General features: G+C 71.9%; 7 protein-coding genes and 4 pseudogenes. 9 read left to right on the top strand and 2 right to left on the bottom strand.

Features of this window, described 5'->3' with window-relative positions:
• Nucleotides 1-208: 208 nt before the first annotated feature.
• Nucleotides 209-1,376: pseudogene (locus BJF83_RS05995) on the bottom strand (S1 family peptidase).
• A gap of 676 nt (nt 1,377-2,052) precedes the next feature.
• On the opposite strand from BJF83_RS05995, the gene BJF83_RS05990 reads away from it, so the two are divergent.
• The 6 genes and pseudogenes from BJF83_RS05990 (at nt 2,053) to BJF83_RS05965 (ending at nt 7,976) form a co-directional block, all read left to right on the top strand.
• Nucleotides 2,053-2,256 carry a ubiquitin-like protein Pup gene (locus tag BJF83_RS05990; protein ID WP_075925515.1) on the top strand — a complete coding sequence of 68 codons (204 nt, stop codon included), beginning with the start codon at nt 2,053-2,055 and terminating at the stop codon, nt 2,254-2,256.
• Nucleotides 2,257-2,424: 168 nt separating this feature from the next.
• Nucleotides 2,425-3,267, top strand: a complete 843-nt coding sequence (gene prcB / locus BJF83_RS05985) for a proteasome subunit beta (protein WP_075925514.1) — start codon at nt 2,425-2,427, stop codon at nt 3,265-3,267.
• A gap of 54 nt (nt 3,268-3,321) precedes the next feature.
• Nucleotides 3,322-4,134 carry a proteasome subunit alpha gene (gene prcA, locus BJF83_RS05980; protein ID WP_075925513.1) on the top strand — a complete coding sequence of 271 codons (813 nt, stop codon included), beginning with the start codon at nt 3,322-3,324 and terminating at the stop codon, nt 4,132-4,134.
• A 110-nt stretch (nt 4,135-4,244) separates the two neighbouring features.
• Nucleotides 4,245-5,602: pseudogene (pafA, locus tag BJF83_RS05975) on the top strand (Pup--protein ligase).
• Between the two features lie 113 nt (nt 5,603-5,715).
• Complete coding sequence (locus BJF83_RS05970) at nt 5,716-6,819, top strand: FKBP-type peptidyl-prolyl cis-trans isomerase (protein WP_075925512.1); 1,104 nt, start codon at nt 5,716-5,718, stop codon at nt 6,817-6,819.
• 146 nt (nt 6,820-6,965) lie between these two features.
• Nucleotides 6,966-7,976, top strand: coding sequence for a methionyl-tRNA formyltransferase (locus tag BJF83_RS05965; RefSeq protein ID WP_075925511.1), 1,011 nt, complete (start codon nt 6,966-6,968; stop codon nt 7,974-7,976).
• A gap of 5 nt (nt 7,977-7,981) precedes the next feature.
• Here the strand turns inward: BJF83_RS05965 and BJF83_RS05960 are convergent.
• Nucleotides 7,982-9,068: pseudogene (locus BJF83_RS05960) on the bottom strand (DUF3866 family protein).
• Between the two features lie 104 nt (nt 9,069-9,172).
• On the opposite strand from BJF83_RS05960, the pseudogene BJF83_RS05955 reads away from it, so the two are divergent.
• The 3 genes and pseudogenes from BJF83_RS05955 to tatA all read left to right on the top strand — a co-directional run bounded on the left by BJF83_RS05955 (nt 9,173) and on the right by tatA (nt 11,844).
• Nucleotides 9,173-11,190 (top strand): annotated as a pseudogene (locus BJF83_RS05955) (helix-turn-helix transcriptional regulator).
• Nucleotides 11,191-11,271: 81 nt separating this feature from the next.
• On the top strand, nt 11,272-11,454 hold the full coding sequence (locus BJF83_RS05950) for a hypothetical protein (protein ID WP_075925530.1): 183 nt from the start codon (nt 11,272-11,274) through the stop codon (nt 11,452-11,454).
• A 66-nt stretch (nt 11,455-11,520) separates the two neighbouring features.
• Complete coding sequence (gene tatA, locus BJF83_RS05945) at nt 11,521-11,844, top strand: Sec-independent protein translocase subunit TatA (protein ID WP_075925510.1); 324 nt, start codon at nt 11,521-11,523, stop codon at nt 11,842-11,844.
• Nucleotides 11,845-11,864 lie beyond the last annotated feature (20 nt).

Raw genomic sequence — 11,864 nt, 5'->3', positions numbered from 1 at the left:
TCGGTTCCGGGTTCGGCGTCGTCCGAAGCTCCAGCCGGTCCCTCGCGTCTTCCGGGGGCCGCGGCCCATGAGGCGTTCGGCCACGCGCCAGGGTCGCCCGGCAACGGGGGTGTCCCCGCCCGCGCGACGCGCGGACGGGGACACCTGGGGGTGGGGGTGGGGGTCTGGTGGTCGTGGACGCCTGTGGAGCCAGGGCCCGGGGGAGCGCCTAGCTGGTGCGCAGCTGCACGCCCCAGGAGTTCTCCATCGGGTCAACCTCCTGGTAGAAGGTGGTGCCGCCGACGCTGCAGTTGCCGGAGCCACCGGAGGTGACGCCCTGCGCGTGCGTGCCGGAGATGAAGGAGCCGCCGGAGTCGCCGCGCTCGGCGCACACACTGGTGCGGGTCAGGTAGTAGACGGTGCCCTGTGCGTACTGGACGGTCTGGTTGCGGGCCTGGATGGTGCCGCAGTACCAGCCGGTGGTGGAGCCGGAACGGCAGACGGACGAGCCGATCGGGGCGGCGGTGCTGCCCGTCACGGACTGGTAGCCGCCGCTCTGGTAGCGGTACACGAGGTTGTACAGGGTGAAGTTGGACGTTCCTCGGACGAAGGCGGCGTCGTTGCCGGGGAAGACGGAGTACTGGACCGCCCCCGAGCCGTCGCCGATGGTGACGCCGGTACCGACCGAGCCGCAGTGGCCGGCCGTGACGAACCCCGGCTGGCCGGAGCTGTTGGTGGCCGGGAAGCCGATCGAGCAACGACCGCCGGAGCTCGTGTAGTAGGCCAGGCCGCCGATGACGTTGGCGTAGGTCTCGGGCTGCTCGGAGACCTCCTGGACCTCGATGGCGGACGGGTCGACGCCCGCGGCCTCCACGAGTGCGTCGACGTCGGCGTCGGAGCCCTCGACGACCTCGACGACCACGCTGTCGCTGGCCGCGTCGGGGTACCAGCCCACGACGTCGCTGTCGGCGTCGGCGGCGTTGAGGTCCTCGACGATGTCGGACAGGCCGTCGGCGCCGTGGGAGACGACCTCGGCGCTGGCGCCGGTGGCCTCCACGGTCTCGACCGCCTCGGCGTCGGTCACCAGGACGGTCAGTTCAAGGGCGTCGGTGTCGAACACCGAGCGCCGTAGGCCGCGCCGGCGGCCTCGGTGGCCTCCGCGTCGAGGGCGAGGGCCTCGTCCTGGGCCTCCAGGAGTTCCTCGGCCTCGAACGGGGTGAGGTCGAGATCCCTCTGGAGGGCTTCGAGCATCGTGGACGCCTCGTCGTCGGCGACGGGCGTCCGGGGGGACGGAAGTTGGGGAGAGGTTCCGGCGTTCACGCCCGGCGCATGGAAATGGCCAGACCGAAGGCGAGCGCACCGGTTCCGATCGCGGAGATCAGGGGGGAGGGTCGCATTGTCCCTACTCTGCTGGGGGATGGGCGGGGGAACGGGGCGGGTTCCTCGGGGAAGGACCGCCCCTTGCCGCGGGGAAGGAGCCTTCGCCCGCCGAAGTTCACCGAGACATTCGGTAAACGATTCCACACGATAAGTGGGCAAATTGGGGAGGGAAAGACCCTCTTCCCATAAAACGATTCAGGGTTGTGCGGGATCACCCGATCACCCGATCGATCATCCGTGGCTACGCGTAGCCACGGCGCGCGTGACCTTGGCTTTGCGCGTCGAGCTCATCACCTTTGGTGACGCCATGGGCTTCGCAAGGGGACTTGCGTGGCCGGATCCGGCCAATCCCTCGACGCTCCGTCCGTGATTTCTCCGTCACGTGTTCGTAACACGCGAGGTCATGGAGGTGGGTGGGGCGGGTGGCGGCGGTGGGATCTTCGGCTCTTTACGGGCCTGTGGTAGGGGGGTTGACGCCCGGGTCAAGGGTTCGCGGGGCCCGGGAAGGCGCCCGCACCGCCGTCGCCGGGCGGGTCGGGCGGATGCGAGCGGAGCTGCCCGCCTGCGGCTCCATGCCCGGGCACAGGGGACGATCCGAGGTAACTAGCGAGTATCGGGCATCGGGAAGGGGGTTGAGCCGCTCGTCGTTGGGCCAAGATAAGGGCGAGAGCCCCGAACGGGAGGTAGCCAGCCATGGCGACGAAGGACACCGGCGGCCACAAGCACGCATCGCGCCGCGATACCGAGGTCGAGGAGACCGAGGCCACGACGGACGTCCAGGACACCAAGGACAGGTTGGACGAGGAGGTCGACGACATCCTCGACGAGATCGACGACGTGCTGGAGAGCAACGCCGAGGACTTCGTCCGGCAGTTCGTGCAAAAGGGCGGCCAGTAGCCGCCCGGCGGTGGTTCGCTGACAGCGCACTCCCGTGCCGTCGGCACCGCCGCGCACACGGCTAGGGTCGATTCCATCGGTCGGGAACAGCGTCCGGCCGTCGACAACGAGATGACAGGCGTCCCATCCGCCCCCATGACGGGGTGGGACGCGAGTGGAGGGAGTCGCGTGTTCGAAGGGTTCGAGGGCGGACGGTTGCCCGCCGCGTTCATGAGTGCGGGAACCTCGTCTTTCACCGAGTTCGTCCGATCGGTCAGCCCCGAGCTGTTGCCCGGACACCACCTGCCCTCGGGCGAGGGGGCCGAGCACCTCACGCCCGACGCGACGACCATCGTCGCCCTGACCTTCCCCGGGGGCGTGGTCATGGCCGGGGACCGCAGGGCCACCCAGGGCAACGTGATCGCCAACCGGGACATGGAGAAACTGTTCCGCACGGACGAGTTCTCCGCGGTCGCCTTCGCCGGTTCCGCGGGGATCGGCATCGAACTGGCCCGCTTGTTCCAGGTGGAACTGGAGCACTACGAGAAGATGGAGGGCCGGGTGCTCTCCCTGGAGGGTAAGGCGAACAAGCTGGCCCAGATGGTCCGGGGCAACCTCGGCATGGCCATGCAGGGCTTCGTCGTCGTCCCCCTACTGGTCGGCTACGACGAGACCGCCGACGTCGGTCGCGTGTTCAGCTACGACGCCGTGGGCGGGCGCTACGAGGAGCACCGCTACCACTCCATCGGCTCCGGGTCGGTCTACGCCCGGGGCTCGGTCAAGAAGCTCTACCGGGACGACCTGGACGAGACCGGCGCCGTCAGGGTGGCGCTGGAGTCCCTGTACGACGCCGCCGACGACGACTCCGCGACCGGCGGCCCCGACCTGCACCGCAAGATCTTCCCCCTCGTCGACGTCATCACCGAGGCCGGACACCGCCGTGTCCCGACCGACGACGTCGCCCGTCTGGCGACGGAGGTGGTCCAGGGCCGGGCCGCGCACCCCGACGGCCCGACCGCGACGTTGAGCTGATCCAGTCCGAGGCCCCACGCAGACTTCTCTTGACTAGGTAAGGAACGATCCGCGGTGTCGATGCCGTTCTACGTCGCCCCCGAACAGCAGATGAAGGACAAGGCGGACTACGCGCGCAAGGGCATCGCGCGCGGCCGCAGCGCCGTCGTCCTGCAGTACGAGGGCGGGATCCTCATGGTCGCGGACAACATGTCCCGCACACTGCACAAGATCAGCGAACTCTACGACCGCATCGGCTTCGCGGCCGTCGGACGCTACCCAGAGTTCGAGAACCTGCGCCTGATGGGCGTGCGGTTCGCGGACGTGCGCGGGTACCAGTACGACCGTCGCGACGTCAGCGGGCGCCAGCTCGCCAACATCTACGCCCAGACCCTGGGCACGGTCTTCAGTGAGAGCCTCAAGCCGTGGGAGGTGGAGATCGTCGTGGCCGAGGTGGGCGACACCGCGGCCGACGACGAGATCTACCGCATCACCTTCGACGGCTCGATCGTCGACGAGCGCGGTTTCGTCGCGGTCGGCGGCTCATCCGAGAGCGTCGCCACGGCACTCAAGCAGCGGTTCGTCGCCGACGCACCGCTCAGCGCCGCGCTGAACACCGCCACCCACGCCCTGGCCCGTGAGAACGGCTCCGACCGGGAACTGGAGGCGGGCAACCTGGAGGTGGCGGTCCTGGAGCGGGCCCGAGAGCACCGCAAGTTCCGCCGCGTCCACGGCCGACGCCTGACCGCCCTGCTGGAGGAGGGCCGGGCGCGCGGTCGCGCAGGGTCCGGCGGGGACGGCGGGGACGGCGGTACCGCAGCCAGGGGCTCCGCGGCCAGCGCCTCCGCCGACGGGGACGGCGCCGACGAGGACCAGACCGACGAATGACCTGATGGACGAACGCGGTGCGGCGCGACCGACGCGCCGCACCAGCCGGGCGGGTGCGGACGGCGAGGCCCCGTCGCCGCGCCCCGGTGACGGGAAGTTGGTGAGGCCGCGTGGAACGACGGATCTTCGGTCTGGAGAACGAGTACGGAGTCACGTGCACCTTCCGGGGGCAGCGCCGCCTGTCACCCGACGAGGTCGCCCGCTACCTCTTCCGCAGAGTGGTGTCCTGGGGACGCAGCAGCAACGTCTTCCTGCGCAACGGCGCCCGGCTGTACCTGGACGTGGGCAGCCACCCCGAGTACGCGACGCCCGAGTGCGACGGCCTGGCCGACCTGGTGGCCCACGACAAGGCGGGTGAGCGCATCCTGGAGGGGCTCCAGGTGGACGCCGAACAGCGCCTGCACGAGGAGGGCATCGCCGGGGACATCTACCTGTTCAAGAACAACACCGACTCGGCGGGCAACTCCTACGGCTGCCACGAGAACTACCTGGTCGGCAGGCACGGCGAGTTCGGCCGCCTGGCCGACGTGCTGATCCCGTTCCTGGTCACCCGCCAGATCGTCTGCGGCGCGGGCAAGGTGCTCCAGACTCCGCGGGGCGCGCTGTTCTGCGTCAGCCAGCGCGCCGAGCACATCTGGGAGGGCGTCTCCTCGGCGACCACGCGCTCGCGCCCCATCATCAACACGCGTGACGAGCCGCACGCGACGCCGAGCGGTTCCGCAGGCTGCACGTCATCGTCGGCGACTCCAACATGAGCGAGACCACGACGCTGCTCAAGCTGGGCTCGACCGACCTGGTGCTGCGGATGATCGAGGCCGGTGTGGTCATGCGCGACTACACCCTGGAGAACCCGATCCGGGCGATCCGCGAGGTCAGCCACGACATGACCGGCCGGCGCAAGGTCCGGCTCGCCAACGGGCGCGAGGCCAGCGCGCTGGAGATCCAGCGCGAGTACCTGGAGAAGGTGCAGGGCTACGTCGACCGGCACGGCACGGACGCGGTGGGAAAGCGCGTGCTGGAGCTGTGGCAGCGCACCCTGGAGGCGGTCGAGACGCAGAACCTGGCACTGGTCTCCCGGGAGATCGACTGGGTCGCCAAGTACCTGCTGCTGGAACGCTACCGCGACAAGCACGACCTGTCGCTGTCCTCACCGCGGGTGGCGCAGCTGGACCTGACCTACCACGACATCCACCGCGACCGGGGGCTGTTCTACCTGATGCAGAACCGCGGTCAGATGGACCGGGTGGTGGGCGACCTGAAGATCTTCGAGGCCAAGTCGGTGCCGCCGCAGACCACGCGCGCCCGGCTGCGCGGGGAGTTCATCAGACGGGCCCAGGAGCAGCGGCGCGACTTCACCGTCGACTGGGTGCACCTGAAACTCAACGACCAGGCGCAGCGTACCGTGCTGTGCAAGGACCCGTTCAAGTCGGTCGACGAGCGGGTGGAGAAGCTCATCGCCGGGATGTGACGTCCGGCGTGGTCAGGGGACCGCGGCCTCTGGACCGGTGCTCGTGGACGGCCGTGCGCCGACCATTCGGTAGTGTGACCCTGTCCTGAGCCCGATACCAGAGGTTGTGACTGATGCACCGACGTGCCGCCGCCCTCGCGGTGCCCTTGACCGCCCTCGCCCTGGCGGTTTCGAGCTGCGGATCCATCCCCGAGGAATGGCGCACGCCCGCCTTCCTCAGGATGGACGAGGACCAGCTCGACCCCCGCCTCCCGGAGGTCTCCGGACCGGTCGGCGAGGAGCCCGAGATCACCTTCCCCGACGAGGAGCTCCCGGACGAGGAGATCTCCGGAGTCGTGAACCCGGGCTCGGGTGAGGACGAGCTGGTGCGCGCCGACGACCTCCTCGTCGCCAACGTGGCCTCCTACCAGTGGACCGGGCCGGGCGAGGGGGAGGCGGTCGAGGGCCAGTCGAGCTACGAGACCGGCGCCCCCGACCTCATCCGCATGAACCAGATGCCGGAGTACATCACCGACGTGCTGGTCAACCAGTCCGTCGGCAGCCGTATGGTGTACGTCTTCCCCCCGCTGTCCGAGGAGGAGACGGCGCAGGCCGAGGCGGCGGGCCAGGAGGTGCCCGAGGGCGCCAGCGTGCTGGTGCTGGACGTGATCGACCGCTTCGGCAACGGATCGGTCGTCCCGGGCGAGCAGACCAGCGACGGCGGCGGCGACCTGCCGACCGTCACGCAGGACGACGTGAGCGAGCCGGTGATCGAGATCCCGGACACCGACGCCCCCGAGGACCTGGTGGTGGAGCCCCTGATCGAGGGGACGGGCCCCGAGGTCGAGGAGGGGCAGCAGATCATCGTCCAGTACACCGGTGTCCGCTGGGAGGCCGACGAGGACGGCGGCCACCCGGTCTTCGACTCCACGTGGAGCCGTGCCGGCGAGCCCTTCGACACGACCATCGCCGAGGGCAGCGTCATCGACGGCTGGGTCGAGGGCATCGTCGGCCAGCGGGTCGGCAGCCGCCTGCTGCTGGTGATCCCCGGCGACCTGGCCTACGGGGAGACCGCCGAGGAGGCCGGGGGCGGCCCCGCCGGTCCCCTGGTCTTCGTCGTGGACCTGCTGGGCGCCTACGACAACCCGCCGCCGGTCGAGGAGGCGCAGGAACCGGCCGAGGACGGGGAGGACACCGAGGAGGCCTCGCCCGAGGAGGACTCCGGCGGCCAGGAGTAGCCGTCGCACCGGGCGCGCGCACACCGCGCGGGGGCGCCCGCGTGTCGTCGACGGGCAACGCTCGCGGACACGCCTGACGGCCGCACGTCCACGGTCTGCCCCGCCGGCATGCGTAGAGTCGGTGCCATCGGTCGCGAGGGGGAGCCATGTCAGACCGACGCTACTGCTACGTCTCCGGGCTGCGCCTGGGCGTTCCGGCCGTGGAGGAACTCTGCGCCCAGGGGCGACCACCCAGCCTCGTCGTGTCCTACCCCGCCGAGCTGGCGCACCGCTGCGGCTACTTCGACTACGAACCGCTGACCCGGCGCCACGGGCTGACCCACCTGAGCGCCGCCGACATCAACTCCGACGAGGTGCGCGACGCCCTGGCCACGCACAGCATCGACCTCATGGTCGTCGCCGGCTGGTCGCAGATCGTCCACGAACAGCTCCTGTCCGCCCTGACCCTCGGCGGCGTCGGCCTGCACCCCTCACCGCTGCCGGTCGGGCGCGGACGCGCCCCCATCCCCTGGACCATCCTGCGCGACATGCGCTCCAGCGCGGTCACCCTCTTCCACCTCGACCACGGGTCCGAATCCGGCGACATCGTCGACCAGTTGTGGTTCGACGTGGCCCCCGACATCACCGCCACCGGCCTGTACGAGCGCGTCAGCTGGCTCCAGGCCGAACTCCTCATCCGCCACCTGGACGGTCTCCTCGACGGCGCCGCGCCGCGCCGCCCGCAGAGCGGCCACGTCTCGGTGTGGCCACGGCGCCGCCCCTGCGACGGCCACCTGGACTTCACCGCCTCCGGAGCGGACGTCGACCGCATGGTCCGCGCGCTCGCCGACCCCTACCCGGGCGCCTTCGCCCGGTTCGGCGGCGCCCACATCACCCTGTGCGGGGGCACGCTGCACCGGGACATCGCCGGGGGCGCGCCCGGTCAGATCGTCTCCGCGGGGTCGGGTCGCGAGTGGGGGGTCACCTGCGGCGACGGCACGGTGTTCGTCCCGGACGCGCTCCGCGTGGACGAGGGCGTGCGCGCCGATCCCACGTCCTTGGCCATGTTCCGGCCGGGCGCGTTCTTCGACGTCCCGTCTCCGCACATGCTCACGTCCGCGCGCCCCGGCCACGTTCCGGATCCGTCCCCGCACGGCGACTCGTTGCAGCGCGCCTGACGGGTTCAGGCGTCCAGCAGCCGGGCCGCGTGCCGCCCGGCGGCGGCGGCGCTCAGGAACGCGGCCCGGTCCTGCTCCAGTCCCCGACCCATCGTGGACACCTGCACGGGCAGCGACCGAAGTTCGTGCTCCAACCCCGCGACGTCCACGTCGACGAGCGTGTGCCGGGCGGCCAGTTCCGCGGCCTGGGACCGCACCCGCTCCCCGAACGCCCCGGGAAGGCGGGGCACGACCACGTCCGCCCCGGCCAGGGCCACCCGGCCGTAGGCGGTCAGGCTGTGGTGCGACACCCCCCGGTGCCGCCGTCTGGGATCGGCCTCGCTGATCCGCAGCGACGCCACGGCCCGTCCGTCGAGAGCCGCCACCGCGTTGACCGCCTCACCGCAGGCCACGCCGGAGAACCCCCAGGGTGTTCCGGTCCCCAGATTTCCCGGCCCCTGGCACACGACGGCGACGTCCGCCCCCAGCACGTGCCGGGCGGTGAGCAGGCCCGAGTGCACGGTGACCGCCTCCAGGTCGCCGCCGAAGGCCTGTCCGGTGGTCACGCACCCCGTGATCAGGCCCTGCTCGCGCAGCACCGCCACGATCCGGGAGAAGGCGGCGGGCAGCGCGCCCCCGTCGAGCATCACGTACGCGATCCGGGCCCCCGGTCGGGCAGCGCGCACTCCGGCGACGACGGCGGGCAGCGCCGAGTGCAGGTCGGCCACCACCACGGGCATGGCGTCCACGCCCGGTGCGGCGCACAGCGTCGCGTGGTGCGCGGACCCCTGCTCGTCGCGCCCTGGACGGTCGCCTGGAACGGGGTGTAGCGGGCTTTGACCAGGTGGCCGGGGCCGCGGGTGTCGGGCGGCAACCGGTCGGGCACGGCCACGACCAGTGCGTACCCGCCGGTGCCCAGGCCCAGGTCCAGGGCGCCGGTGTGAGCAGGACCCGGTCGCCCACCCGCGGGGCTCCGACCAGGTCCGTGTAGGCCAGCGCCCGGCACCTGGCGGGCTCCCGGCCGTCCTCGGCGGTCAGGTCGACCGCGCACGGCCGCACACCCGGCCAGGAGGGCAGGAGCTGACGGACCACACCACGACGCCACCGGATCATGTTCGGCACGGTACCTTCGTTGCTGAAACCGACGGCGGAGCGACGCGCGCGAGGCGCGGCACCCGTCGGTGGATCCACCACACGTGTCGAGAAGGGTGCTGGCGATGTCGCGCAGGAAGACGGAACGGCAGTTGAACCTGGTCATCTGTCTGCTGTCCACGCGCCGCCATCTCACCGCCCAGGAGATCCGCGAGACGGTGCTGGGGTACGCGGAGGCCGAGAGCGAGTCCGCGTTCAAGCGCATGTTCGAGCGTGACAAGCGCGAGCTGCGCGACAGCGGCATCCCCATCCAGGTGGGGACCGGTGACGCGGTCAGCGGCGAGGAGGGTTACCGCATCTGGCGCACCGACTACGAGCTCCCCGAGATCGAGCTGCTGCCGGACGAGGCCCTGGTCCTGGGCCTGGCCGCGCGTGCCTGGCGGCACGCCTCCCTGGGCGAGGCCGCCGCCAACGCCCTGTTCAAGCTCCGGGCGGCCGGGGTGCCGGTGGACTCCGGCGCCGCCCCCGGTCTGACCCCCGCCATGCGCACGGACGAACCGTCCTTCGGCCCGGTCTGGCAGGCCGTGCGCGACCGCCGGCCGATCGCCTTCGACTACCGCAAGCCGGGCCAGGAGACGGCCGAGCGGCGCGAGGTCGAGCCGTGGGGCATCGTCAACCTGCGCGGCCACTGGTACGTGGTGGGCCACGACCGGATGCGCGGCGCCCGCCGCGTCTTCCGGCTCGGCCGCGTGCGCGGCGCGGTGAGCGTGCTGCGCGGCGGCCCCGACGTGGCCGTCCCCGAGGGCGTGGACCTGCGGTCGGTGGTGGCCGGGCAGCGCGCCGAGCCCGAACGCTGCGCCGTCCTGCGCGTGCGCACCGACGCCGCCCACGACCTGCGGCGCGGCGCTCTGCGCGTGGTGCCCGGCGAGCGCGACACCTCCGGCGACGGCTGGGACACCCTCACCCTGCCCTACTTCGACACCCCCGACCTCGTGCGCCGGGTGTCCTCGTTCGGCGCGCGGGCGGTCGTCGTCGAACCCGCGGGCGCCGTGAGGCGATCGCCGCCCACCTGGCGGCTACGGCCGAGCCCACGGCCCCGGTCGGGGGTTCCGGCGACCCGGCCGCGGACGCGGGACCCGGTGCGCCCGCGCGCGGTCCGCGCTCCGCCGACCAGCTGCGCCGTCTGCTCATGCTGGTGCCCTACGCCCTGGGCCGCGACGTGCGCGTGCCCGAGGTGGCCGAGCACTTCGGGCTCAGCGAGAAGCAGGTGGTCGCCGATCTGAGCCTGCTGTGGATGTGCGGTCTGCCCGGCTACACGCCGGGCGACCTGATCGATGTCGACCTGGACGCCGCCAGGCAGACCGGCGAGATCATCATCGGCAACGCCGACACCCTGGCCCAGCCCCTGAGACTCACCGCCGACGAGGCGGCCAGCCTGGTCGTGGGACTGTCGCTGCTGGAGGCCCTGCCCGAGGCGGAGGGACTGGAGGGCGGCGCCCTCAAACGGGTGGGCGAGAAGCTGCGCGCCGCCGCGGGGTCCGCGGTCGCCTCCCTGGCCGACGCCGTGCAGGTGCGGGTGGAGGTGGACGAGCAGGTCGCCGACACCCAGCGCCGCTGCGCCGAGGCCCTGGACTCCGGTCAGCGCCTGCGCCTGAGGTACCTGTCGGGCTACCTCGACCAGGTGACCGAGCGCGACGTCGACCCGATGGGCCTGGTGGTGCAGGACGGGTACCCGTTCCTGGAGGGGTACTGCCACCTGCGCGGCGACGTGCGCCTGTTCCGGCTGGACCGGGTGTTGGAGCTGGCCGTCCTGTCGGAGGCGGCACGGGTCCCCGAGGGAGTGGGCCGCCGCGACCTGTCGACAGGGGTGCTCCAGCGTTCCGAGCGCGACACGGTGGTCACCCTCGACCTGGACCCGTCCGCCCGGTGGGTCACCGAGGACTACGTGTGCGACTCGGTGGCCGAACTCCCCGGCGGCGGGGTCCGCGCGACGCTGCGCACGCCCGCCCCCGCGTGGGTGGTGCGCCTCGCCCTGGGGCTGGGGTCCGCGTGCCGGGTCGCGGCCCCGGCCGAGGTCGCCGAGGAGGTGCGCGCCGAGGCCGCGCGGGCGCTCGCCCACTACGGGGCGGGCGCGGTGCGTTAGCGGGCCGCGGCCCGGCGCACGGCCCGCCCGTTCACCGGGGGGTGGGGTGCGGGTCACGGCGGAGCGGATATGGTGGTGGGCATGATCGCCCTCGCCGTCCTGTTCAGCACGGTTCTCGCCGGGGCCGTGGCCGTCGGAGTCCTCGCCGCGAGGGCGCTGGGGCGGGCGCGCGTGCTCTCGGCGGCGGTGAGCAGGGTCGCGGGCGGTCACCAGGCGAGCGGAACCGACCCAGAACGCGTCAACCGGGGCGGAACGGGAACGTGACGTCACGGAAGTCGAGTGCGCGTACCATCGAAGGCGCTCGGTTGCGCCCCACAGAGAGGTAGAACCATGGGACCCATCAACGGACCCACCATCGCCATTCTGGTGGTCCTGGCCGTGCTGCTGTTCGGAGCCAAGAAGCTGCCCGACCTCGCCCGCTCGGTGGGCCGCAGCGCACGCATCCTCAAGGCCGAGAGCAAGGGCCTGATGGACGAGGACAACGACACCGGCGACGACAAGCGGTCCCGGCAGCACGACGCCGAGCCGCAGCAGCAGTCGGCGCCGCAGCAGTCGGCGCAGCAGCCGCAGCAGCAGGGATACCCGCAGCTGCCGCCCGGCCAGCGCATCGTCGACGAGTCCGGCCAGACCCAGCCCCGTAGCTACGGCGACTGAGCCGCGCTCTTCCTGGACCG

The sequence above is a fragment of the Nocardiopsis sp. CNR-923 genome (genome assembly GCF_001942255.1).
Lineage (GTDB): Bacteria > Actinomycetota > Actinomycetes > Streptosporangiales > Streptosporangiaceae > Nocardiopsis.
The sequence above is the reverse complement of the archived record's forward strand: the minus strand, read 5'-3'. Positions and strand labels throughout refer to the sequence as shown.

What these genes read in the sequence shown, in the direction of transcription:
- BJF83_RS05990 (WP_075925515.1), top strand. Translation starts at nt 2,053, where the DNA reads ATGGCGACGAAGGACACCGGCGGCCACAAGCACGCATCGCGCCGCGAT.
- BJF83_RS05970 (WP_075925512.1), top strand. Translation starts at nt 5,716, where the DNA reads ATGCACCGACGTGCCGCCGCCCTCGCGGTGCCCTTGACCGCCCTCGCC.
- BJF83_RS05965 (WP_075925511.1), top strand. Translation starts at nt 6,966, where the DNA reads ATGTCAGACCGACGCTACTGCTACGTCTCCGGGCTGCGCCTGGGCGTT.
- BJF83_RS05950 (WP_075925530.1), top strand. Translation starts at nt 11,272, where the DNA reads ATGATCGCCCTCGCCGTCCTGTTCAGCACGGTTCTCGCCGGGGCCGTG.
- tatA (WP_075925510.1), top strand. Translation starts at nt 11,521, where the DNA reads ATGGGACCCATCAACGGACCCACCATCGCCATTCTGGTGGTCCTGGCC.